A 23,646-nucleotide genomic window follows, 5' to 3' on the forward strand; every position below is an offset into this window, starting at 1 on the left:
CGGGTGTTATCGTCACTGGAAATGGTCGACGGGTACGGATATGTATTCCGAATTCGTCGCCCTATTCCGTTCAGGTGTGAGGAAGGGACCCGCCCATGCACGCACGACTGTCCCTTCTCGTTCTGGCCCTGGCCCAGCTGGTCATCGCGCTCGACTTCAACATCGTCTATGTCGCGCTCCCCGAGATAGGCGCCGGCCTCGGTTTCGCCGCGCACGACCTCCAGTGGGTGGTCAGTGCGTACGTCGTGACGACGGGCGGCTTCCTCCTGCTGGGCGGGCGGATCGCCGACCTGCTGGGCAGGCGCCGCACGTTCGTCGCCGCGGCGCTCGTCTACGCCGCCTCGTCCCTGGTGGGCGGGCTCTCCGAGTCCGCGGGAGTCCTCGTCGCCGTCCGCGCGGTCCAGGGCATCGGCGGGTCGCTGCTGTTCCCGGCGACCCTGTCCCTGATCAACACCATCTACGCGGAGGGCCCCGCCCGGAACCGGGCCCTGGCGGTGTGGGGCGCGGCGGGAGCGGGCGGCCTCTGCTTCGGCTCGCTGCTGGGCGGGGTGCTGGTGGAGGCGTTCGGCTGGCCGTCGGTGTTCTACGTCAACGTGCCCGTGGCCGTGGCCATCGCGTGGGCCGGGTGGCGCCTGTTCCCGGCGGACGGTCCCGCCACGGACGTACGGCGGTTCGACGTGACGGGCGCGCTCACGGCGACCGGCGGGATCACGCTCCTGGTGTTCCTGCTGGTGCACGCGCCCGAGGCTGGCTGGACCAGCAGGCCCGCCGTACTCAGCGCCGTACTCTCACTGATCCTGCTGGCGCTCTTCGCCGTCGTCGAGACCCGCTCGCGCCACCCGCTGGTCCCCGCCCGGCTGTTCGCCCACCGGGGCCTGGTCGCCGCGATGGCGGTCACCGCCCTCTACAGCGCCACCTTCAGCTCCCTGCCCTACTTCCTGACGCTCTACTTCCAGACCGTGAGCGGCTACAGCGCGTTCGCTACCGGCCTCGCCTTCCTGGTCCCCGCCGTGGTGACCGCGCTCGGCACCCAGGCCGGCGAACGGGCCGTCGCGGTGGTCGGCGTCGGCCGGATGCTGGTCGGCGGAATGTTCCTGGGCGCGGCCGGGGCCGCCGCACTCGGGCTCGCCCTCACCACGGACGGCTCGTACCCCCCGCTGTTGCCCGGGATCGTGCTGCTGGGCCTCGGCCAGGGCGCCGCCTGGACCGGCATGTGGATCGTCGCCGCCTCCGGGGTGGCTCCCGAGGACCAGGGCGTGGCGTCGGGGATGGCCTCCACCACGCTCCAGGTGGGCGGTGCGGTGGGCCTCGCCCTGCTGGTCGCGCTGGCCGGCGGCACGGGCCAGGGCCCGCCGGACGAGGCGCTGCTGACCGGGATCCGTACCGCCGTGTTCGCGATAGCGGCCGGCCTCGGCTGCGGCGTGCTGCTGACCCTGGCCCTGAGCAGAACCGCGACCGCCCGCTGACCCGCCCCGCGACCACCCGCGCACCCCGCCACCGCCCGCTGACCCGCCCCGCCATCATCCGCGTACGCCCCCCGCTGCCCCCGTCATCTCCCGCACCTCCCCACCTGCCGCCCGCACTTCCCACCCAAGGAGAACGGCCGTGCCCCGCAACGCCCCCAGCCTGCCCGCTCCGGCGGCCGTCCTGTGCGGACCGGCCGGACGGGTGCCGCCCCGCGTGGTCACCAACGACGAACTCGCCGAGCGGCTGGACACCGGCGCCGCGTCCATCCCGCTCGCCCTGGCCGACGCCGCCGCCCGGCGGACGATCCGCTCCGGTGACCGGCTACTGCTCACCGCTTTCGGCGGTGGCCTCACCTGGGGTTCCTGCCTGCTCACCTGGCCCGAACTGCCGCCGACCGCCTGCCCGTACGACCCCTGAGACCGTCCCGGCCCGCACGGCTCCGGCGCTCCCACGAGCACTTCGTCCCGTACGACATCGCCGTACGACATCACCCCTACTGCATCACCCGTACGACATCGCTCGCACGCCTCCGTCCGCACGCCTCCGTTCCGCACGACCGAGGAGAAGACACCCCGTCATGAGCTCCGCCACCACATACGACCAACTGGTCGGGATCCTCGCGAAACTGCACGACGCTCCGGCCGAGCGGTTCACCCCCGAGGTGACCTTCGCCGACCTGGACGTCGACTCGCTGACGATGGTCGAGGTCAGCATCCGCATCGAACGTGATCTCGGCGTCACGGTGCACGACAGCGAACTGCGGCCCACCCTCACCCTCGGCTCCACCGCCGAACTCATCGACGCCAGACAGACGGCCTGAACCAGCTCCCCGACTCCCCACCCGGAAGGCAGCCCCACGTGAGGATCACCGAACAGCCCGGCTCGCTCCTCGGCGCGTCGGTTGAGGACTTCGACCATGTCACCGCCTCCGACGCGGACATCGAGACGCTCAAGCGGACCGTCTACACGAAGAAGATCGCCGTACTGAAGGGCCAGGCGCTCTCCCCGCGGCAGTTTCTCGCCCTGGGCGAGCGCCTGGGCCGCCCGGAGACCTACTACGAGCCCATGTACCACCACCCGGAGTTCAAGGAGATCTTCGTCTCCTCCAACGTCCCCGAGAACGGCAAGCAGATAGGTGTACCGAAGACGGGCAAGTTCTGGCATGCCGACTACCAGTTCATGCCCGACCCCTTCGGTATCACCCTCATCCACCCCCAGGTCATCCCGCGGAAGAACCGCGGCACCTACTTCATCGACATGGGCCGGGCCTACGAGAGGCTGCCCGCCGGGCTGAAGGAGGAGATCGAAGGCACCTACTGCCGGCACTCCGTCCGCAAGTACTTCAAGATCCGCCCGCACGACGTGTACCGCCCGATCTCCGAGATCATCGAGGAGGTCGAGACCAAGACCCCGGCCGTCGTCCAGCCGACCACCTTCACCCACCCCCTCACCGGCGAGACCGTCCTCTACATCAGCGAGGGCTTCACCGTCGGCATCGAGGACGCGCAGGGCGCTCCGCTCGACGAGGAACTGCTCAAGCGGCTCTTCGAGGCCACCGGGCAGCTCGACGAGACCTTCGAGCACGACGGCATCCACCTCCAGAGCTTCGAACAGGGCGACCTGCTGGTCTGGGACAACCGCAGCCTCATCCACCGGGCCCGCCACACCACCACCCCGGAGCCGGCCGTCTCCTACCGGGTCACCGTCCACGACGAGCGCGGGCTGCACGACGGGATCGAAGCGGCATGACGACGGCGGTCGGCCACCGCACGGACGAGGAACTGCTGACCCGTGTCCTGGCCCCCTACAAGGGCCACTGCAAGTACCTGAGGTCCGCCCTCGTCACCGCCGACGCCGGACTCGCCTCCGCACACTGCGAGTTCGCGATCCCGGAATCCTGCTACATCGACGACACCGGCCACCTCAACTCGGTCGAGGTCAACATCGCCTACAACCAGATGATGTATTACCTGGTCGCCAAGTCCGTGAAGGAAGGCCTCCTTTCCGGGTTCGAGGACTGGACCCTGGACGATTTCTGGCGACACCAGCTCCCGGACATCCTCATCGCCCGCTTCGCCGGCACCTTCCGCCGTCCCGTCAACCCCCGTTCCTTCATGGGGGAGATGGAGTTCCGCTCCGTCACCCGGCGCACGCCCGGCGGCACCCCGCTGCTCCACGCGGAGACGGCGTACCGCTACTGGGACGCCGGCGCCGGCCGGTGCGACGGCGAGGCGACCCTCGCGTTCGTCAACGTCCCCTGAGACACCGGCCCCACCCAGCGAAGGGACCGCACATGGAGACCACCACGGTGCCGCAGCCGACGGACGGCAGGCTCCAGCCCTCCGAACCGCACACCCTTGACCTGACCACCCGCTTCCACGCCGACCGCCGGCCCGACACCGCCGCCGTGATCTGCGAGGGCCGCACCCTCACCTACGCGGACCTGCACCGCGAGAGCGACCGCGTCGCCAACGGGCTGCGGGCCGCCGGACTCACCGAGGGCGACCGGGTGGCCTACCTCGGCAAGGAGTCCGAGCACTACTACGAGATCCTCTTCGGCTGCGCCAAGAGCGGAACCGTCCTGGTGCCGGTCAACTGGCGGCTCACCGCACCCGAGGTGAGCCACATCCTCCAGGACTCCGGCACCCGACTCCTGTTCGTGGAGGACGAGTTCACGCCGATCGTCGAGCGCATGCCCACCGCGCCGCCCGAAACGGTCGTACACCTGGGCGCGTTCGAGACGTGGCGGGCCGAACACGCCGTGCCGGATCGGGAGTTCCGGCCCACCCCCGACACCCCGGTCGCCCAGCTCTACACCAGCGGCACCACCGGCCTGCCCAAGGGGGTCGTGCTCGCCCACCGCAGCTTCTTCGCGATCCGCGACGCGCTGGCGAGTGAGGGGCTGGACTGGATCGACTGGCGCCCCGGCGACAGGGCCCTCGTCGGGATACCCGGCTTCCACATCGGCGGCCTGTGGTGGGCCGCCCAGAACTTCAACGCCGGTACGACCGTGGTCGCGATGCGCGCCTTCGAAGCCCGGCAGGCCGTCGACCTGATCCGCGACCTGGGCATCACCACCGCCTGCGTCGTACCGGCCATGCTCCGCATGATGCTCACCGCACCCGGGGTGAGCGCTCAGGACTTCACCACCCTGCGCAAGACGGTCTACGGCGGCTCCCCGATCTCCGAGGCCCTGCTGGAGGAGAGTCTCGCCGTCCTGGACTGCGAGTTCGCCCAGATCTACGGCTTGACCGAGACCGGCAACACCGCTGTCTGCCTGCCCCCGGCCGCCCATGTCCCCGGCGGTTCGCTCATGCAGGCCGCCGGGCACCCCTACCCGGGTGTGCGGGCCAAGGTGATCGACGCGGAGGGCCGTGAACTGCCCCCGGGCGCGGTCGGAGAGGTCTGTCTGCACACCCCGGCCCGCATGGTCGAGTACTGGAATCTGCCCGGCAAGACCGCCGAGACCCTTGTCGACGGCTGGATCCACACCGGGGACGCCGGCTACGTCGACGCGGACGGCTACGTCTTCATCCGCGACCGCATCAAGGACGCCGTCCTCGTCGCCGGGGAGAACGTCTACCCCGCCGAGATCGAGAACGTCCTGGAGCACCACCCCGGGGTCGCCGAGGCCGTCGTCGTGGGCGCCCCCGACGAACGCTGGGGCGAGTACGTCCATGCCTTCGTCGTCCCCGTCGCGGGCCACGAGCCGAGCCCTCGGGACCTGCACACCTTCCTCGTTCCGCAGCTGGCCGCCTTCAAGCTGCCCGCGCGCTACGAGTTCATCGACCAGGTCCCGCGCAACCCCAGCGGCAAGATCCTGCGCCGCGAACTGCGCGACCGCTTCTGGAACGACGCCGCGCGCAAGGTCAACTGAACGCGCCACTGGGAGAGAACCCCATGCCAGACCTCATGCCTGACTCCGTGCCAGACCCCATGCCCCAACCCACGCCCGACCTCATGCCCGAGCCCCTCACCCTGGACGGTTTCCGCGCGGACCTGGCGGAGTGCCTGTTCCTGCGGCCCGACGAAGTCGACCTGGCGGAGAGCCCGTTGGACTCCGGGCTCGACTCCCTGCGCATCGTCACGCTGCTGGAGCGCTGGCAGGCCGCCGGCGCGGACGTGAGTTTCGTCGATCTCGCCGAACGCACCTCCTTCGCCCAGTGGTGGCAACTGCTGGCCGAACGCCGGACGGGAGCGGCACGTGCCGACACCTGACAGCACGACGGGCGGTCCGCGCCATTCGCTGCTGGCCGCCCAGGAGGGCATCTGGACCGGCCAGCAACTGGACGCGGACAGTCCCGCCTACAACACCGCCGAATACGTGGCCATCGACGGCCCGGTGGACACGGCCGTCTTCGACACCGCCCTGCACCAGGTCGTCGCCGAGACCGAAGCCCTCAACGTCACCTTCGTCACCGACGACACAGGCCGCCCCTGGCAGGCCGACACCCCGGCCGGCGACTGGCGCACCCATGTCGCCGACCTCACCGGCGAGCCCGATCCGCGGGCCGCCGCCCTGGCCTGGATGGACCGGGACATGGCCCGTCCCGTCGACCTCACCCGCGGCCCGGTCTTCGGCCACGCGCTGCTGCGGACCGGCGAGGACCACTGTCTCTGGTACCACCGGGTCCACCACATCGCCCTCGACGGCTTCGGTCTCTCCCTGGTGGCCCGGCGCGTGGCCCAGGTCTACACGGCCCTCATGGCCGGTGAGCCCGTCCCCGAGAGCGGCTTCGGCACCCTGGAGTCCGTCCGAGCCGAGGAACTGGCCTACCGTCGGTCCGCCCGGCACACCAAGGACGGCGCCTACTGGACCGACCGGTTCGCCGACCGGCCGCCGGTGGCCAGCCCGGCCGGCCGCTCGGCCCTGCCCGCCCGCACCTTCCACCGCCACGTCACCGACCTCGACGCGGCCAGGTCCGTCACCCTGCGCAGGGTCGCCCGCGACCTGTCGGTGACGTGGTCCGAGATCCTGCTCGCGGTGACGGTCGCCCACCTGCACCGGGTCACCGGCGCCACGGAGATCGTCCTGAGCCTGCCGGCGATGGGCCGCCTCGGCTCGGTCTCCCTGCGCGTGCCCGCCATGGTGCGCAACATCCTGCCCCTGCGCGTGACCGTCACCCCCGAGGACAGCCTGCGCGACCTCGCGGCCCGCGTCTCCCGCGAACTGCGCGCCGGCCTGCCCCGCCAGCGCTACCGCTACGAACAACTGCGCCGCGAACTGAAGCTGGTGGGCGGTCAGCGGCGGCTGTCCGGGCCCGGCGTCAACATCATGCCCTTCGAGTACGACCTGCGGTTCGCCGGTCACCGCAGCACCGTCCACAACGTCTCCGCCGGTCCCGTCGACGACCTGGCCGTCAACGTCTACGACCGCTCCGACGGCACCGGTCTGCGCATCGCCCTGGACGCCAACCCCGACCTGTACACAGTGGGCGAGGTGGCCGCACTGCACGAGGGACTGCTCGCTCTCCTCGACGGCGCGGTCACCACCCCGGACCGGCCGCTGCGCGAACTGGTGGGTACCCCCGTCGCCGTGCCCGCCCAAGTCCTGGACGGCGGCCCGCTGCCGGCCCCCGTCCGCCCGGTGCTGAGCCTGATCGCCGAGCACGCCGCCCGCCGTGGCGAGACCGTCGCCGTGGAGCACGCCGGGGAAACCCGCACGTACGCCCAACTGTTCGGTGCCGCACGCGACACGGCGCGCGCTCTGGCCGCCCGGGGCGTCGACAGGGGAGACGTGGTGGCGATCGCCCTGCCCCGGGGTGCCGACGCCGTCACCGCCATCCTGGGCGTGCTGCTGTCGGGCGCCGCCTACTGCCCACTCGACCCGATGGCCCCCGCCGACCGCACGGCCCGCCTCCTGGCCGACGCGGCTCCCGCGCTCGTCCTGACGACCGCCGACCGCGCGGCCGACTTCCCGGACCACGCCGTACTGCTGCCGGTGCTGCCGGACCTGCCGGACCGGCAGCGCCGACCGGACTCCGGACCCGCCACGACGGCCATGCCCCCGGCACCTGAACTCGCCGATCTGGCATACCTGCTCCACACCTCGGGCTCCACCGGCCGGCCCAAAAGCGTCGAGATCGGCCACGGCGCGCTGGCCCACTTCGTCGCGGCTGCCACGCACCGCTACGGACTCCAACAGGAGGACCGCGTCCTGCAGTTCGCCGCGCCGCACTTCGACGCCAGCGTGGAGGAGCTCTTCCTCACCCTGTGCGCCGGCGGCACGCTGGTGATCCGCGCCGACGACATGACGGAGTCCGTGCCGCGCTTCCTGGACGAGTGCGCAAGGCTGCGCGTGAGCGTCCTTGACCTGCCCACCGCGTACTGGCACGAGCTGGCCTACGCCGTCTCCACCGGCACCGCCGCGCTGCCCGAGTGCGTGCGGACCGTCGTCATCGGCGGCGAAGCGGCCCTGCCCGAACGGGTCGACCGCTGGCGCAAGGCCGTCGGCACCGCTGTCCGGCTGCTCAACACCTACGGGCCGACCGAGGCCACCGTGGTCGCCACTGCCGCCGACCTGCACGACCCCGCGCTCGCCCCCGGCGACGTCCCCATCGGACTGCCGCTGCCCGGTACCCGGGCCGCCGTCGTCGCCGGCGAGCTGTACCTGCTGGGCGACACCCTGGCCGACGGCTACCGGGGCGCCGGGACTCCCGACGCCGCCCGTTTCGCGCCGCTCACCGCGCTCGCCGGCGCGCCCCGCGCCTACCGGACCGGAGACCTGGTGCGCGTCGGCGAGGACGGGCAACTGCGCTTCCTCGGCCGGGCGGACGACGAGTTCAAGATCAGCGGGCACCGCGTGCATCCCACCGAGGTGGAGAACGCCCTCCTCACCCACCCCCGGATCAGGGAGGCCGCCGTGGTGGGACAGACCCTCACCGACGGCACCCGGCGCCTGGTCGCCCACCTCGTCGGGGAATCCCCGGCACCGTCCGCATCCGAGATCAGGGAGCATCTGCGGGCGCGACTCCCCGCCGCGATGATCCCCTCCGCCGTCGAACTCCTCGACCGGCTGCCCCGTACCGGCTCCGGAAAGATCGACCGGGCCGCCCTCAGCGAGCCCTCCGCACCCCGGCCTCCCACCTCCGGCAGCCCTCTGGAAAGGTCCATCACCGGCATCTGGCGGCAGCTCCTCGGCGCCGAAAGCGTGGCCGTGGACGACGACGTGTTCGACCTGGGGGCCCAGTCCCTCCAGGCCATCCAGGCGGCCAACCGGCTCGGCGTCGAACTCGGCCGCGACGTACGGGTCGCCTGGCTGTTCCAGTACCCCACCGCCGCCGGACTGGCCCGTTTCCTCGGCCAGGGCGCACAGCCGTCGTCCGCACCGACCGGACTTCCGCCGGCCCTCCTCGCCGACACGGTCCTCGACCCCGGCGTCCGGCCCGGCGACAGCCGCGCTCCGGGCGACGCCCCCCGGCGCGTCCTGCTCACCGGCGCCACCGGCTTCGTGGGCACCCACCTGCTCGCCGAACTCCTGGCGAACACGGCGGCCGAGATCGTCTGCCCGGTCCGGGCCCGCGACCGGGCCGAGGCCACCGCACGCGTCCAGGAAGCCCTCCACCGCCACGGCATCGCCCTCGACGGGCGGACGCGCCACCGCGTCAGCGCCCTCCCCGCCGACCTCGCCCGCCCCCGACTCGGCCTGCCCCGCGAGACACTCACCGATCTCGAGCGAACCTGCGACGCGGTCTTCCACAACGCCGCGACCGTCAGCATCATGCGCGACTACGCCACCCTCCGCGCCGCCAACACCGAGTCCACCCACCAACTGCTGCGCCTGGCCGCCGTACGCACCACACCCCTCCACTACGTCTCCACCCTGTCGGTGGCTCCGCCCGCGAGCCAGGAACCCGAGGTACCGGAGGCGTTCCTGCCGCCCCACGAGGGACTGCGGTACGGCTACCAGCAGTCCAAGTGGGCCTCCGAACGCCTGCTGGAACAGGCCGCCGAGCGCGGCATGCCGGTCACCGTGCACCGTCTGGGCCGGGTGGTCGGGCCGGCGGACACGGGACACGTCAACGAGCGGGACTTCCTGTGGAGCGTGCTGCGGGCCGGTATCCCGGCCGGGCTCGTCCCGGACCTGTTCGAGGAGGAGGTCTGGACACCGGTGGACTTCGTGGCCCGGTCCCTCGTCCATCTCTGTCTCACCCCCGGCCGGACAGCCGGCCCGGTCTTCAACCACGCGACCCTGCCCCGGGTGCGGCTCGCCGACCTCTACGACTGGGTGGGGGAGTACGGCTATCCCGTACGGCGACTGCCGCTGGCGCCATGGCGGGCGCGGCTGCCCCGCTCGGCCGACGTCGCCGCCACGACCCTCGCCTTCTTCGACTCCGCGGAGCAGGACGCCCCGGCCGAGCTGGGACTCGGTCACGTGCATGCCGGCCAGGTCCGCACCGGTCTGGCAGGCAGCGGCATCGCCTGCCCGCCCGTCGACCGCGACCTGGTCTTCCGCTATCTCGACCACTGTGTCACCGCCGGTGTGCTGCCCGCCCCGGCCGGACGACAGCCCCATCCGGCAACGCCCGCAAAATAACCGGGACTTGCCGGGAACTCACGGCCACCGAGCCCCGACTACTGCAACAGAAGCCCTCAGCCAATGAGTTCATCCCGAATGAGTTCATCCCGTACGCAAGGAGCCCGCATGTCGATGAACCGGCCGGTCGTCACCGCCCTGGCCGCGGCCCTCTGTCTGCTCACGGCGGCATGCGGCGACTCCTCGGACAACGACAGGGCGAGCGACAACACGACCGAGAACGCCGCCGCGAAGACCGGCTACCCGGTGACCCTGGACAACTGCGGCCAGCAGGAGACCTTCGAGAAAGCCCCCGGCCGGGTCGTCGTCATGAACGGCGCCTCCGTCGGCGAGGTCTCCACGCTCCTCGCCCTCGGCGTCCAGGACAAGATCGTCGCCAACCAGCAGAGCTACGGCATGTCCGAGGTCACGGGACGGGCCGCCGCCATCAAGGCCCTGCCAACCGGCGACGTCGAACCCAACGACGCCTTCGACATCCCACGCGAGGCCATGCTCGGCCTGCGCCCCGATCTCGTCCTGTCCACCACCTCGTACGGCTTCGACGAGAAGAACGGCTTCGCCACCCGGGACCAGCTGAAACACGTCGGCGCCAACAGCTACATCTCCCCAGAGGGCTGCGGGCAGGACAACTCGAAGATGACCATCGCCGACAGCTACACGCTGCTGCGCGACATGGGCAGGATCTTCAACGTCGGTGACCAGGCCGAGAAGTTGATCGCCGCCTCCGAGAAGGACATCGCGGCGGTATCGGCCAAGGTCGAGGGCGAGAAGGCGCCGAAGGTCATGGTGCTCTTCTCCAACATGTCCATGGGCGGCAACGACTTCAGCTCGGTCGTCGCCAAGGGCATCTACAACGACATCCTCGCCAAGGCCGGCGGCTCCAACGCCTTCGAGAACGCCTCCAAGACCTCCTTCGCCGACCTGAGCAAGGAGACGGTGGCCGCCACCGACGTCGACGCGCTGGTCGTCGTCGCCTACAACGACCCGAACCCGGCGGCCTACGCCAAGAAGCTGCTCAAGGAGTTCCCCCAGTGGCCGGCCGCCAAGAACAACACGTACGTGACGCTGTCGGACTCGATGTACATCGGCCCGAGCAACGACCTGGCCGTGGAGAAGATCGCCAAGATGCTGCACCCGGACGCCTTCTGAGCGGACCGGACCGGCTGAGAGTCGGCGGACCGGGCCGGCTGCGGGTCGGTGGACCGGGCCGGCTGCGGGTCGCGCTCGCGTTCACCCTGCTGCCCGTCGCGCTGGCCGTCACCATGATCGTGGCGATCAGCATCGGCGCGGTCAACGTCCCGCTCGGGGAGGTGTGGGGGATCGTTCTGCACCACGTCACCGGTGCGGGGCCGGCGCCCACCGATCCCGCGCTCGACCAGATCGTCTGGAACTTCCGGACCCCCCGGGTGGTGCTGGCCGCCCTGGTCGGGGCGGGCCTCGCCGTGTCGGGCGCGGTGCTCCAGACCGTGGTGTCCAACCCGCTCGCCGACCCCATCGTGCTGGGCTTCTCCTACGGCGCCACGCTCGGAGCGGTCCTGGTCATCACCCTGGGCGGCGGCGCCGCGCTCGCCGGACTCGGGGTGTCGGCGGCGGCCTTCATCGGTGCGGTGGCCGCGGGTGCGCTGGTGTTCGCGCTGGGGCAGCGGCGGGGACGGCTGGCCCCCACCCGGCTGGTGCTGGCGGGGGTAGCCGTCGGCTACGTCTTCCTCTCGGCGACCAGCTTCGTCCAGCTCCAGGCGACACCGACCGAACTGCGGACGGTCATGTTCTGGATGCTGGGCAGCGTGGCCGGCGCCCAGTGGGACCAACTCCCCACGGTCACCGTGGTCGTGCTCGTCACCACCACGCTCCTGGCCCTCTTCGGCCGGCGGCTCAACGTCCTGCTGGCCGGAGACGAGTCCGCCACCTCGCTCGGCGTCGACGTCAACCGGCTGCGCGCCGTGCTCCTGGTGCTCAGCGCGCTGCTGACGGGAACCGTCATCGCCGTCGCCGGGAGCATCGGCTTCGTCGGCCTGATGATCCCGCACCTGGTACGCCTGACCACCGGCGCCGACCACCGCCGACTACTGCCCCTGACCGCCCTGTTCGGGGCGGTCTACCTGGTCCTCGTCGACCTGCTCTCCCGCACTCTCACCCGCCCCAACGAACTCCCCCTGGGCATCCTGACCGCCCTGATCGGCGCCCCCTTCTTCCTGTGGCTGCTGCGCCACAACAAGGGCCTGGACTGAACCCATGAAACTCACCGTCGACCGGCTCCGCATCACCCTGGACCGCACCCCGATCCTCAACGACGCGAGCCTTCAGGCCCGCAAGGGCGACATCGTCGGTCTCGTCGGGCCCAACGGCAGCGGCAAGTCGACCCTGCTGCGCGCCGTCTACCGCTCGCTGCGCCCGTCGGACGGTGTGGTCAGCGTCGGCGGCGACGACGTATGGGCCCTGTCCGCCCGCGCCGCGGCCCGCCGCACCGCCGCCGTCCTCCAGGACGACGGCGGCAACACCTCCGGCCTGACCGTCACCGAGATCGTCGCCCTCGGCCGCGCCCCCCACCACGGCCTGTTGGGGCGTGACGGCGCCGAGGACCACCGGGCCGTGGCCGACGCCGTCGACCGCTGCGGTGTACGGCCCTTCGCCGACCGGGACTACGCGTCGCTGTCCGGAGGGGAACGCCAACGCGTCCTGCTGGCCCGTGCGTTGGCCCAAGACCCCCAGCTCCTGGTACTCGACGAACTCACCAACCACCTCGACATACGCGCCCGGTTCGAGCTGCTGGACCTCATCCGCGCCACCGGTGTCACCACGCTCGCGGTCCTGCACGAACTAGACCTGGCCGCCCGGCTCTGCGACCACCTGGTCGTCCTGCACGAAGGGGCCGTGGTCGCGGCGGGACCAGTTCTGGAGGTGCTGACACCGAGGATCCTCGGCGAGGTCTTCGGCGTCCGCGCGAGCACGGAGCGGCACGCCGACGGCGTCATCCGCATCACGTACGCGGCCCAGCCGCTGGCGAACGGAGAAGCCGCGGTTAGCGGAGAAGTCGCGGTGGAGCGGGAAGCCGCAGCGCGGAGAGAAGCCACGGCGGACGGCACCCGGCCCGCCGAGACCGCCGACCGCTGATGATCCGGCGGTGACCCCGTGTCAGGCACCGGAGCCCGCAAGGGACTTCCGGGCCTCGTAGCGCATCCCGGGCACGGGTCAGCTCGTGTGACTCGGCTCCGCCGTAGCGCGCCACCAGGTGCGGCGCCATGTCGGTCCCGGCCGACATCCCGGCGCCGGTGAGGATGTCGCCGTGGTCCACATATCGCCGCCCCGCCCGTACGTCGACCGGGGCCTCGAGCTTCGCGAGCCTGTCGAGACAGCTCCGATAGGTGGTGGCACGGGGGCACCCCTCTCCCGCTCCGGGCCGCCCCCGTGTTCCGCGTGTTCCCGCAACGCAACCGCCCCGGCCGGAAACTCCGGCCGGGGCGGTTGCGTTGCGGACGAAGGGCCGCGGACCGTGCGTCAGACGAGGGTCGCCAGCGTGTCGTTCCAGGTGGCCGACGGGCGCATGATCCTGGCGGCCTTGGCGGGGTCGGGCTGGTAGTAGCCGCCGATGTCGGCGGGGGAGCCCTGGACCGCGTTCAGCTCGTCGACGATCGTCCGCTCCTGCGCGGTGAGCGTCTCGGCGACCGGGCCGAAGACCTTGGCGAGATCCGCGTCGTCGGTCTGCCGGGCCAGCTCCTGCGCCCAGTACAGGGACAGGAAGAAGTGGCTGCCGCGGTTGTCGATGCCGCCGACGCGGCGGGTCGGCGACTTGTCCTCGTTCAGGAACGTCGCCGTCGCACGGTCGAGGGTGTCGGCGAGGACCTGGGCGCGCGCGTTGCCCGTGGTCGTCGCGAGGTGCTCGAAGCTGGACGCCAGCGCGAGGAACTCGCCCAGGCTGTCCCAGCGCAGGTAGTTCTCCTTGACCAGCTGCTGCACATGCTTCGGCGCGGAGCCGCCGGCGCCCGTCTCGAAGAGGCCGCCGCCCGCCATCAGCGGGACGATCGAGAGCATCTTGGCGCTGGTGCCCAGCTCCAGGATCGGGAACAGGTCGGTCAGGTAGTCACGCAGAACGTTGCCGGTGACGGAGATCGTGTTCTCGCCGCGCCGGATGCGCTCCACGGAGAGCTTCGTCGCCTCGACGGGGGACAGGATCCGGATGTCCAGGCCCTCGGTGTCGTGCTCCGGAAGGTACCGCTCGACCTTCTCGATGAGCACGGCGTCGTGCGCGCGGGTCTCGTCCAGCCAGAACACCGTCGGGTCGCCGGTGGCGCGGGCGCGGGTGACGGCCAGCTTCACCCAGTCCTTGATCGGCGCGTCCTTGGTCTGGCAGGCGCGGAAGATGTCGCCGGCCGAGACGGCCTGCTCCAGGACGACGTTCCCGGCCTCGTCGACGAGGCGGACCGTGCCGGTGGTCGCGATCTCGAAGGTCTTGTCGTGGCTGCCGTACTCCTCGGCCTTCTGCGCCATCAGGCCGACGTTCGGGACCGTGCCCATGGTCGCCGGGTCGAAGGCGCCGTTGGCGCGGCAGTCGTCGAGGACGACCTGGTAGACGCCGGAGTAGCTGCTGTCCGGAAGGACCGCGAGGGTGTCCTGCTCCTGGCCGTCGGGGCCCCACATGTGACCGGAGGTGCGGATCATCGCCGGCATGGACGCGTCGACGATCACGTCGGACGGCACGTGCAGGTTGGTGATGCCCTTGTCGGAGTCGACCATCGCCAGCTCCGGGCCGTCGGCGAGCTCGGCGTCGAAGGACGCCTTGATCTCGGCGGCCTCCGGCAGGGATTCCACTCCCTTGAAGATGCCGCCGAGACCGTCGTTCGGGGTCAGGCCGGCGGCGGCGAACGTCTCGCCGTACCGGGCGAAGGTCTTCGGGAAGAAGGCGCGCACGACGTGGCCGAAGATGATCGGGTCGGAGACCTTCATCATCGTGGCCTTGAGGTGCACCGAGAACAGCACGCCCTCGGCCTTGGCTCGGGCGATCTGAGCGGTGAGGAACGCACGCAGCGGCGCGACGTGCAGCACGGACGCGTCCACGACCTCGTCCGCGAGGACGGGTACGGACTCGCGCAGCACCGTGGTGGAGCCGTCGTCACCGGCCAGCTCGATTCGGAGCGAGCCCAGCGCGGAGATCACCGCGGACTTCTCGGTGGAGCGGAAGTCGTCCACGCCCATGGTCGCGACGTTCGTCTTCGAATCCGACGTCCACTTGCCCATGCGGTGCGGGTGGGTCTTCGCGTAGTTCTTGACCGACGCGGGGGCACGGCGGTCGGAGTTGCCCTCGCGCAGCACCGGGTTCACGGCGCTGCCCTTGACCTTGTCGTAACGGGCGCGGATGTCGCGCTCCTCGTCCGACTTCGGGTCCTCCGGGTAGTCCGGAAGCGCGTAGCCCTGTCCCTGCAGCTCGACGACCGCGGCCTTCAGCTGGGGAACCGAGGCCGAAACGTTCGGCAGCTTGATGATGTTCGCCCCGGGCGTCTTCGCCAGCTCACCGAGCTCCGCGAGCGCGTCCGGGATGCGCTGACCCTCCTCCAGGAACTCCGGGAAGAGGGCGATGATGCGCCCGGCCAGCGAGATGTCACGGGTCTCCACAGTGACACCCGCCTGCGAGGCGTACGCCTGGACCACCGGCAGGAACGAATACGTCGCCAGGGCCGGGGCCTCGTCAGTGTGCGTATAGATGATGGTCGAGTCAGTCACCGGGTGCTCCGCTCCACGTCTGCAACATTGCTCGACATCAAGATATCTCCTGGGCGGCCCCCTCTCGACAGGGCCCCGCGTTCACCGGCCACCGCCCGGGTGGGCGGTTCGCCCGGTTCAGCCCCGGGAAGTGTGCGGAGGCTTCGCCGCCGGGGTGCTCTCCTCCCGCTGCTGCGGGATACCGGACACGGTGATCTCCGGGAAGACGGCCGCCTGGATGGCCTCCTCGGAAAGGGCCGCACCGCCCTGCTGCAGCGCGACGGTCCGGGTCGGCGCCGGGATCCTGATGCCTTCCTCCCGGTACCGCTTGTGCAGGCGTTTGATGAACTCGTGCTTGATCCGGTACTGGTCGCTGAACTCACCGACGCCGAGGATCACCGTGAAACTGATGCGGGAGTCGCCGAAGGTGTGGAAGCGGACCGCGGGCTCGTGGTCGGGGACGGCGCCGGTGATCTCCGTCATCACCTCGGTGACGATGTCGGTGGTCACGCGCTCGACGTGGTCGAGGTCGCTGTCGTAGCCGACGCCCACCTGGACCAGGAGCGTCATCTGCTGCTCGGGGCGGTTGAAGTTGGTCATGTTGGTGCTCGCGAGCTCGGCGTTGGGAATGATCACCAGGTTGTTGGAGAGCTGGCGGACCGTGGTGTTGCGCCAGTTGATGTCGACCACGTACCCCTCCTCGCCGCTGCTGAGGAGGATGTAGTCGCCGGGCTGGATCGTCTTCGAGGCGAGGATGTGCACACCCGCGAAGAGGTTGGCGAGGGTGTCCTGGAGTGCCAGCGCGACCGCCAGACCGCCCACGCCCAGGGCGGTGAGCAGCGGCGCTATCGAGATGCCCAGCGTCTGGAGCATGACGAGGAAGCCCATCGCCAGCACCACGACCCGGGTGATGTTGACGAAGATGGTGGCCGACCCGGCGACGCCCGAGCGGGACTGGGCCAGCGACCTGACCAGACCGGCGATGAACCGGGCCGCGGCGACGGTCGCGACCAGGATGAGCAGCACCGTCAGGGTCCGGTTCACGTTGTGCCCGACCGACGGGGTCAGCGGAAGTACCGCGGCCGCCGACGCGATCCCGCCCGCGATCGCCCCCCAGGGGACGAGAGTTCGCAGCGCGGCGACGACCAGGTCGTCGCCGCTCCAGTTGGTGCGCAGCGCGTGCTTGCCGAGCCAGCGCAGCAGCATGCGCGAGAGGAACGCGGTCAGGATGCCCGCGACCACGGCTATCGCGGCGATCATCCAGTCGTCCAGGGTGACGGAGCGGTTCATCGGTCTCCTCCCCGGTGACCGGAGGGAAGGCCCGCGGGCCCGCTGTGAAATGTCGTCACTTGCCACCTGCTCGAATTCGGGAACGCACGATCATCCCCGGACCGACGTCCGTCATCCGGGGCGACCGCTCATCCTGCCGCATCGGCGCCCATGTCCGTGACCTGGTACGGGTGTTGCCGGTCCGGGACCGACACCGCCCCTCGGTGACCGACCGGGGTCCGGCTCAGATCACCTTCAGCCGGACCAGCGCCCCCAGCGTCAGCGCCCCGGGCAGCAACGGCACCCACACCGTGATGATCCGGTACGCCAGCACCACCGCCGTCGCCACGGCCACCGGGCCCCCCGCCGCGACCAGCGCGATGATCAGCGCGGCCTCCACCGAGCCGATGCCGCCCGGTGTGGGCACCAGCGCGACCGCGACCGTCGCCGCGAGATAGGCGACCACGATGTACGCGGGCGGCACCGGCAGCCCCAACGCCATTCCCACCGCGACCAGTCCGGCCGCCTGGAGCGCGGGGAAGGCGAGGGAACCGCCCCACAGGGCCAGCGCGCGAACCGGCCGGGTGTGCACCGAACGTGCCTCGCCGAGCGCGGAGCGCAGGAAGCCGAATACGGCCGTACGCACCCGCCGTACCAGCAGGAGCGCCGCCACCGCGACGCACAGCACCGCGGCGCCGCCGAGCAGCAGGGGCCCGGTCGCCCCGTCAGGAAGAAGACCGCCGAGCCGCAGCGCGCCCGGGAAGGCGATCAGCAGGCCCGCCAGCAGGCTCACCCGGGCTATCGACTCCGCGAGCAGGTACAGCGCGAGCGCGGCCGACGAACGGGCCAGCGGCACCCCGCACACCGTCATGAACCGCAGATTGACCGCGCTCGCGCCCAGGCCGGTCGGGAAGAGGTGGTTGGCGGCGCCCGCCGCGACCTGCGTGGCGAGGAGCCGGCGTACGGGCAGCCGCTCCATGACCGCGCCCTGGCGTGTCACGGCGGCCGCGACCCAGGTCCCGCAGGTCGCGGCGGCAGCGGCCACGAGCCAGGGCCACTGGGCTGTTGCCAGGTGGTGGAAGCCCTCGGTGAGCACGGACCAGTGCCGCACGGCGACCACGATCACGAGAGCGAGCGGGAGTAGGCAGAGGACCGGCCGGACGGACGAGCGGAGAGCCGACCGGAAGGCGGTGCGACTGGGGAACCCCTGGGGGAGTCGTACGGCTGTCACATTGGCAGAGCTTTTCCACTTCGCACCAACGTGGGGTTGCGGGCGCGGAGACGGCGGCTGACGTGCTGGGCAAGGTGCGGGAGACGGCGGGTATCATATCGGGCGAGGCGGCGGAAGTGCGGGGTGGGGCGAGGGCGCGCGAGCTGGGGTGGCGAGTCGTGTGTGGCGAGCGAAGCGCGGGCGCGTCTAAGGAGAAACCGTCAAACGGTTGACCTCAATATTGCTTGAGGTCCTAGCGTCTCTCTCATGAGCATGGAGACCACAGCCTGGACACAGCTGCACAGTGTCATGAACGCGCAGTCCGAACGCCGCCCCTTCGCCCGGGCGACCCTGCGCCGTATCGCCGCCTTCGCCCGGCCGCACCGCCGCCGCATCGGCCAGTTCGTGGTGCTCAGCGTCGCGACCGCGCTGTTCGCCGTCGCGACGCCGGTGCTCGCGGGCCGCGTCGTGGACGTGATCGTGTCCGGCGGCGACGAGGGCACCGTCATCCGCCTCGCCCTGCTGATCGCCGTCCTGGCGTTGGCCGAGGCGGCGTTGGGGCTCCTCGGCCGCTGGCTCTCGTCGACGCTCGGCGAGGGACTGATCCTCGATCTGCGGACCGCGGTGTTCGACCATGTGCAGCGCATGCCGGTCGCGTTCTTCACCCGCACCCGCACGGGCGCCCTCGTCAGCCGCCTCAACAACGACGTCATCGGCGCCCAGCGCGCCTTCAGCAACACCCTGTCGGGCGTGGTCAGCAACGTCGTGACGCTGGTCCTCACACTCGTCGTGATGCTCACCCTGTCCTGGCAGATCACGCTGCTCGCCCTCGCCCTGCTGCCCGTGTTCGTGGTGCCGGCCCGGCGGATGGGCACCCGGATGGCCCGCCTGACGCGGGAGGCCGCGAACCTCAACGCGTCCATGGGCACCCGGATGACCGAGCGGTTCTCCGCCCCCGGCGCCACGCTCATCAAGCTCTTCGGACGCCCCGCGGACGAGTCCGCCGAGTTCGCGGAGCGCGCCCGGCGGGTGCGGGACATCGGCGTCCGTACGGCGATGGCGCAGTCGGCGTTCATCACGGCACTGACCCTCGTGTCCGCGCTCGCCCTCGCGCTCGTCTACGGCCTCGGCGGCTGGTACGCGCTGCGCGGCAGCCTTGAGCCGGGCGCCGTCGTCTCCCTGGCACTGCTGCTGACCCGCCTCTACGCCCCGCTCACCTCGCTCGCGGGGGCGCGCGTCGAGGTAATGAGCGCCCTGGTGAGCTTCGAGCGCGTCTTCGAGGTGCTCGACCTCAAGCCGCTCATCGAGGAGAAGCCGGACGCGCGGAAGGTGCCGGAGGGCCCCGCGGGCGTGGAGTTCGACGGCGTCCGCTTCGGCTACCCGTCCGCCGACAAGGTCTCCCTCGCCTCCCTGGAGGAGGTCGCGTCCCTCGACACCCGCGGCGGCGCCGAAGTCCTGCACGGAGTCTCCTTCCGTGCCGAACCCGGTCAGACCGTCGCGCTCGTCGGCTCGTCCGGCGCCGGGAAGTCGACCATCGCGCAACTGCTGCCTCGGCTGTACGACACCGACGAGGGCGTCATCCGCATCGGCGGCGTCGACGTACGCGACCTGAGCGCGGAGTCGATGCGCGACACCCTCGGCATGGTCACCCAGGACGGGCACCTGTTCCACGAGTCGGTGCGGGCGAACCTGCTGCTGGCCCGCCCGTCGGCGACCGAGGACGAGCTGTGGGACGTACTGCGCCGGGCCCGCCTCGAAGACCTCGTACGTTCCCTGCCCGACGGCCTCGACACCGTGGTCGGCGAACGCGGCTACCGGCTCTCCGGTGGCGAACGCCAGCGCATGACCATCGCCCGGCTGCTCCTGGCCCGTCAGCGCGTCGTCATCCTCGACGAGGCCACCGCCCATCTCGACAACACCTCCGAGGCGGCCGTCCAGGAGGCGCTGACAGAGGCCCTGGCCGGACGGACCGCGGTGGTGATCGCGCACCGGCTGTCCACCGTGCGGGCCGCCGACCTGATCCTCGTCGTCGAGGCCGGACAGATCGTGGAACGGGGCACGCACGGGGAACTGCTTGCGGTGGGCGGACGGTATGCCGAGCTGTACCGGACGCAGTTCAAGAACACCCAGGAGGAGACGGAGATCGCGGCGGCGGACAGTGGCACGGAGACCGTCACGGTGGACGCGGCGTGACGGAGATCGCTCCCTCCAAGGACACAGCGGCGTAGCACGCACGGGCCATCGCGCCCGCCGTACCCTGGCGGGCGTCGGCGCGTACCCCTAGCCGGGACGCGACCTCCGCACCCACAGGAGCGATGGCTCATGCTGCGCACCATGTTCAGGCCCAAGATCTAGCTATTTGGCGTCGCCGCAGGTCAGGGGCATCATGTGCCCCCTTCCTGGATCAGATCCGGCTCCGGCCCGGCATGTGGGTCCCCGGCGGATCGCTCCTGCACCTGCAGTCCTTGCTCACCGGCTACCGGGCAGCGCTCGGTGTGCACGGCATCGAGGAACCTTTCGCCTTCTGGCCCGAGGACGACTTCAACCGCTGGCTCCAAGAGCAACACGGCATCGCTGGCTCCCTCACCTGGGCAGCCGAGATCGAACGCAACACTCCCGCAGGCTCGACGCCGGTCGAGGAGTTCTTCCGCCTCCTGGACGCGTACCGGAGTGAATCCGCCCAGAACTCGGCACCTGGCGCTGCCTCGGCCCGCTTTCCCGGCATCGAGTACATGAACAACACCTTCGTCACCCTTTTCTGGCACCGACGGCTCCTCGCGGAAGCCGAACTGCGGCTCGAGGAGCGCGGCTTCCGCGTCGTCCGCCTCGCCGCGGGCGAATGGGCCTCCGAGCAGGACATGCACAGGGACGTTGCCGCCGCGCTGCAGTTCCCCGACTACTACGGCCACAACCTCGACGCGCTCAACGACTGTCTCGGCGATGTGGCCTGCTACGGCCCGTACGAGGACTCACCAGAAGGTACTGGGCTCGTCCTGTCCATCACCGACCACGACCGTTTCACCGCCGCTTGCCCGCGAGCGGCCCCCCTCCCCTTCCGTCCCCAGAGTTTGGTGCTGGTGTGAGGAGGATGAAGTCGGAGAAGTCGAATCCGGGTGTCACCAGGCAGCTCACCAGGACCTCGCTGTCGCCGGCAGTGTGGGCGCTTTGCCAGTAGCCGGCCGGCACACACACCTCTAGCTCGGTGCCAGGGGAGCGGTGCGGTCCCAGGCGGTACTCGGTGACCGTGGTCGGCGCTGGCCCGGGCGGGCTGACGTACAGAACCAGGGGGCCGCCGGCGCGCCAGAGCCAGATCTCGTCGCTGGCCACCGTGTGCCACTGGGAGCGGTCTTCCGGTGCCAGCAGGTAGTGGATGAGGGTGGCCGACGGCCGGTGCCCGGTGCCGGTCGGATGCGGGACGGTGACGGAGGAGGTGTAGATCCTGCGGTACCAGCCGCCTTCGGGGTGTGGTTGGAGGTTGAGGACGTGGGCGGTCTCGGGACGGGCGGTCATCGGTGACAGCTTCCGGTCGGGACTGTGGTCTTGGGGGTGGCGGGCGGGCCGTAGCGCTCGTAGTAGTCCTGGAGAAGTCCGGATTCCTCCAGGACGGTGTCGGCCCAGGCGGGGTCCAGCCCTGCGGAGGCGGGCTTGGCGGCGACGGCGCAGGCTCCGGTGAGCATGCCCGCGTACACGAGGTCGGAGTGGAGGTTGCTGATGCTGTCGGTCTCGTGGAAGTTCACTGGCCGGCCCCCTGCCAGGACCGTGACGTCCACACCGCCCGGTAGACGGTGGGTGCGCCGGAAGTGGTCGGGCGTGGCCTCGGCCGAGGCATCCAGGGATGTGAGGGCGGGTAGGTCGAACTCGATGTCGCGGCTGCTGACACTGGCGAGGTAGACGGGCCGCTCGAGGGCCTGGAACTCGCGGGTGGACATGCTGGTGCGGCCGGTGGCTCCGAAAATGATGAGGGGTGCGTGCCCGGTGAGGAGCACGCTCAGTTCGCGTGCGGTGGTGTAGCCGCTCTCGTGGGCGTCGATGAGGTTCAGGATGTCGGCGTCGTGGACCGCGACCCGCATGCGCCGCTGCGTCAGAAGAGCCGCGATCTGGGCGCCTACCTGGCCGTAGCCGATGACCAGGGCGGGCTGGCCCTCGATCTTCACCGCGGGCAGCAGCTCCAGGGCTGTCGTGACGGCCTTCTCGGCGATCCAGTACGACTCGATGCGCCCTTTCAGCCGGGACTGGGCAACGGAGAACACCGGGAACGGCAGATCCTGTTCGCGGCCCTGGAGCTTGTAGATCCCGGACATGGTCTGCTCGACCACCCCCGCCCAGAGGCTGGCCGCGCCGTCCGGCCCGCGGCCGGCACGGGACTGGTCCAGCAGCGCGGGTACCACGTATCCGCCGTCGTCCAGCGCCAGGCAGCGCAAGCCCAGTTGGCGGGACCGGGCCGTGTGCCGGGAGACCGCTTCGGGATCCGCCGCGTCGCGGACGCTTACGCCCAGGTCGGCGAGGTGGCCGTGGACGCGGTGTCTCCACTGGTAGGCGTAGTCCTTGCGCAGGACCGTCATGGCCTCCAGCGGAGCGCCCAGTTCTGCGAGGCAGCCGACGAGGTGGACCAGGTCGGTGAGGAAGTGCCCGGTCACCACCAGCGCGAATCCCGTGAGCGGCTTGCCCTCGCGCAGCCGCTCAACGGTGGCACTCATCAGGGGCAGCTCTCCCGCCACCCGCTGCGTTTCCTGTGCGGTGAAGGGCTGGCGGTGCCAGATCTCCGCCCACCGCCCCAGGGATGCGGTCGATAGCGTGCCCGTGGTGGTGGACAGTCGCAGGTTCAGATGCAGCAGGGACGTTTTGGCTTGGTCATGGCGCATCTCGGTGGAGAGGAACATGCGAGCGTGCAGGCCGGGTTCAAGCTGTGCGGTCAGCTCACCTGCGGCCTGGCCGAGGGAAACGCTCCCGCTGGCGGCGTCGCACAGGCGGCGGGCCGCGCGGTGCAGGAGGTGGGGGCCGTCCTCGGGGGAGGCGGTGACATCGACCGCGGTCGATGCGAAGGAGGCAAGGCCGTCCACGGGCGCCGGCTCGGGCTGGTCCGGACGTCGGATGGTCACGTGTTGAATTCTCGATCTGTTCGGCGTTGAATCTCGATCTGTTGTACTCGGATAGAGCCCCCAACCGCAAAACAGATAAGAGTCGGTGGGAAGATTGGATAACCGTATGAAGGTGTCCGTTAAGGGAGATGTCACATGCCCGGCCTCAGTCGTTTGGGGCCGGGTCATGGTGTTTGGCGACATCGCGCAATGGCATCCGCTGATCTCACGCAGCATCCGGGAGAACACGCCCGGGCCCGGAGGCGGTGTGGGGGGGGCCCCCCCCCCCCACCCCCCGGCCCCCCACCCCCCGGGGCGGCTCGCGGGCGCTACCCCAGAACGCCCGCAACCCTAAACCAAATTGTCCAGGCCCGGTGCCCGCACCCACAACA

17 protein-coding genes and 1 pseudogene are annotated in these 23,646 nt (G+C 70.7%); 13 read left to right on the forward strand and 5 right to left on the reverse strand.

Annotated elements, in window-relative coordinates:
• Nucleotides 1-95 precede the first annotated feature (95 nt).
• The 11 genes and pseudogenes from ACIBLC_RS32385 (at nt 96) to ACIBLC_RS32435 (ending at nt 13,114) form a co-directional block, all read left to right on the forward strand.
• A complete protein-coding gene (locus tag ACIBLC_RS32385; protein ID WP_399214907.1) occupies nt 96-1,466 on the forward strand; it encodes an MFS transporter in 1,371 nt (456 codons plus the stop codon).
• Nucleotides 1,467-1,713: 247 nt separating this feature from the next.
• A pseudogene (locus tag ACIBLC_RS32390) lies at nt 1,714-1,884 on the forward strand (3-oxoacyl-[acyl-carrier-protein] synthase III C-terminal domain-containing protein); the annotation flags it as partial.
• Between the two features lie 160 nt (nt 1,885-2,044).
• A complete protein-coding gene (locus ACIBLC_RS32395) occupies nt 2,045-2,287 on the forward strand; it encodes an acyl carrier protein (protein WP_399214908.1) in 243 nt (80 codons plus the stop codon).
• A gap of 38 nt (nt 2,288-2,325) precedes the next feature.
• Nucleotides 2,326-3,216 (forward strand): TauD/TfdA dioxygenase family protein, encoded by an 891-nt coding sequence (locus ACIBLC_RS32400; protein WP_399214909.1) that lies wholly within the window; start codon nt 2,326-2,328, stop codon nt 3,214-3,216.
• Nucleotides 3,213-3,728, forward strand: coding sequence for an FcoT family thioesterase (locus tag ACIBLC_RS32405; protein WP_399214910.1), 516 nt, complete (start codon nt 3,213-3,215; stop codon nt 3,726-3,728). The genes ACIBLC_RS32400 and ACIBLC_RS32405 overlap by 4 nt, the downstream gene beginning before the upstream one ends.
• 32 nt (nt 3,729-3,760) lie before the next feature.
• Complete coding sequence (locus tag ACIBLC_RS32410) at nt 3,761-5,344, forward strand: fatty acid--CoA ligase (protein ID WP_399214911.1); 1,584 nt, start codon at nt 3,761-3,763, stop codon at nt 5,342-5,344.
• A gap of 83 nt (nt 5,345-5,427) precedes the next feature.
• On the forward strand, nt 5,428-5,685 hold the full coding sequence (locus ACIBLC_RS32415; protein WP_399214912.1) for a phosphopantetheine attachment domain protein: 258 nt from the start codon (nt 5,428-5,430) through the stop codon (nt 5,683-5,685).
• Nucleotides 5,672-10,003, forward strand: a complete 4,332-nt coding sequence (locus ACIBLC_RS32420) for an amino acid adenylation domain-containing protein (protein WP_399214913.1) — start codon at nt 5,672-5,674, stop codon at nt 10,001-10,003. The genes ACIBLC_RS32415 and ACIBLC_RS32420 overlap by 14 nt, the downstream gene beginning before the upstream one ends.
• Nucleotides 10,004-10,111: 108 nt before the next feature.
• Nucleotides 10,112-11,152 (forward strand): ABC transporter substrate-binding protein, encoded by a 1,041-nt coding sequence (locus ACIBLC_RS32425; RefSeq protein WP_399214914.1) that lies wholly within the window; start codon nt 10,112-10,114, stop codon nt 11,150-11,152.
• Between the two features lie 113 nt (nt 11,153-11,265).
• A complete protein-coding gene (locus ACIBLC_RS32430) occupies nt 11,266-12,231 on the forward strand; it encodes a FecCD family ABC transporter permease (protein ID WP_399214915.1) in 966 nt (321 codons plus the stop codon).
• Nucleotides 12,232-12,235: 4 nt separating this feature from the next.
• Nucleotides 12,236-13,114, forward strand: coding sequence for an ABC transporter ATP-binding protein (locus ACIBLC_RS32435; protein ID WP_399214916.1), 879 nt, complete (start codon nt 12,236-12,238; stop codon nt 13,112-13,114).
• 384 nt (nt 13,115-13,498) lie between these two features.
• Here ACIBLC_RS32435 and ACIBLC_RS32440 read toward each other — a convergent pair whose 3' ends face one another.
• The 3 genes from ACIBLC_RS32440 to ACIBLC_RS32450 all read right to left on the reverse strand — a co-directional run bounded on the left by ACIBLC_RS32440 (nt 13,499) and on the right by ACIBLC_RS32450 (nt 18,197).
• Complete coding sequence (locus ACIBLC_RS32440) at nt 13,499-15,718, reverse strand: NADP-dependent isocitrate dehydrogenase (RefSeq protein WP_399214917.1); 2,220 nt, start codon at nt 15,716-15,718, stop codon at nt 13,499-13,501.
• A gap of 117 nt (nt 15,719-15,835) precedes the next feature.
• Nucleotides 15,836-16,987: a mechanosensitive ion channel family protein gene (locus tag ACIBLC_RS32445; protein ID WP_399214918.1), complete on the reverse strand. Its 1,152-nt coding sequence runs from the start codon at nt 16,985-16,987 to the stop codon at nt 15,836-15,838.
• A gap of 223 nt (nt 16,988-17,210) precedes the next feature.
• Nucleotides 17,211-18,197: a YbhN family protein gene (locus ACIBLC_RS32450; protein WP_399214919.1), complete on the reverse strand. Its 987-nt coding sequence runs from the start codon at nt 18,195-18,197 to the stop codon at nt 17,211-17,213.
• A gap of 252 nt (nt 18,198-18,449) precedes the next feature.
• Between ACIBLC_RS32450 and ACIBLC_RS32455 the strand changes: the two genes are divergently transcribed.
• Nucleotides 18,450-20,369: an ABC transporter ATP-binding protein gene (locus tag ACIBLC_RS32455; RefSeq protein ID WP_399214925.1), complete on the forward strand. Its 1,920-nt coding sequence runs from the start codon at nt 18,450-18,452 to the stop codon at nt 20,367-20,369.
• Nucleotides 20,370-20,602: 233 nt separating this feature from the next.
• Nucleotides 20,603-21,259, forward strand: coding sequence for a barstar family protein (locus ACIBLC_RS32460; protein ID WP_399214920.1), 657 nt, complete (start codon nt 20,603-20,605; stop codon nt 21,257-21,259).
• Here the strand turns inward: ACIBLC_RS32460 and ACIBLC_RS32465 are convergent.
• Together ACIBLC_RS32465 and ACIBLC_RS32470 are read right to left on the reverse strand one after the other, a co-directional pair.
• On the reverse strand, nt 21,195-21,686 hold the full coding sequence (locus tag ACIBLC_RS32465) for a cupin domain-containing protein (protein WP_399214921.1): 492 nt from the start codon (nt 21,684-21,686) through the stop codon (nt 21,195-21,197). The genes ACIBLC_RS32460 and ACIBLC_RS32465 overlap by 65 nt on opposite strands.
• Entirely contained in the window at nt 21,683-23,275 is a 1,593-nt protein-coding gene (locus ACIBLC_RS32470; RefSeq protein ID WP_399214922.1) for a hypothetical protein, read from the reverse strand. The genes ACIBLC_RS32465 and ACIBLC_RS32470 overlap by 4 nt, the downstream gene beginning before the upstream one ends.
• Nucleotides 23,276-23,646: the final 371 nt, after the last annotated feature.

The organism is Streptomyces sp. NPDC050535 (assembly GCF_044457665.1).
In the GTDB taxonomy this organism is placed as follows: Bacteria; Actinomycetota; Actinomycetes; order Streptomycetales; family Streptomycetaceae; genus Streptomyces.

Bases quoted from the DNA above. Each gene is read 5' to 3' on its own strand.
- ACIBLC_RS32385 (WP_399214907.1), top strand. From the start codon at position 96: ATGCACGCACGACTGTCCCTTCTCGTTCTGGCCCTGGCCCAGCTGGTC.
- ACIBLC_RS32395 (WP_399214908.1), top strand. From the start codon at position 2,045: ATGAGCTCCGCCACCACATACGACCAACTGGTCGGGATCCTCGCGAAA.
- ACIBLC_RS32405 (WP_399214910.1), top strand. From the start codon at position 3,213: ATGACGACGGCGGTCGGCCACCGCACGGACGAGGAACTGCTGACCCGT.
- ACIBLC_RS32410 (WP_399214911.1), top strand. From the start codon at position 3,761: ATGGAGACCACCACGGTGCCGCAGCCGACGGACGGCAGGCTCCAGCCC.
- ACIBLC_RS32415 (WP_399214912.1), top strand. From the start codon at position 5,428: ATGCCCGAGCCCCTCACCCTGGACGGTTTCCGCGCGGACCTGGCGGAG.
- ACIBLC_RS32425 (WP_399214914.1), top strand. From the start codon at position 10,112: ATGTCGATGAACCGGCCGGTCGTCACCGCCCTGGCCGCGGCCCTCTGT.
- ACIBLC_RS32430 (WP_399214915.1), top strand. From the start codon at position 11,266: ATGATCGTGGCGATCAGCATCGGCGCGGTCAACGTCCCGCTCGGGGAG.
- ACIBLC_RS32435 (WP_399214916.1), top strand. From the start codon at position 12,236: ATGAAACTCACCGTCGACCGGCTCCGCATCACCCTGGACCGCACCCCG.
- ACIBLC_RS32445 (WP_399214918.1), bottom strand. From the start codon at position 16,987: ATGAACCGCTCCGTCACCCTGGACGACTGGATGATCGCCGCGATAGCC.
- ACIBLC_RS32455 (WP_399214925.1), top strand. From the start codon at position 18,450: ATGGAGACCACAGCCTGGACACAGCTGCACAGTGTCATGAACGCGCAG.
- ACIBLC_RS32460 (WP_399214920.1), top strand. From the start codon at position 20,603: ATGTGGGTCCCCGGCGGATCGCTCCTGCACCTGCAGTCCTTGCTCACC.
- ACIBLC_RS32465 (WP_399214921.1), bottom strand. From the start codon at position 21,686: ATGACCGCCCGTCCCGAGACCGCCCACGTCCTCAACCTCCAACCACAC.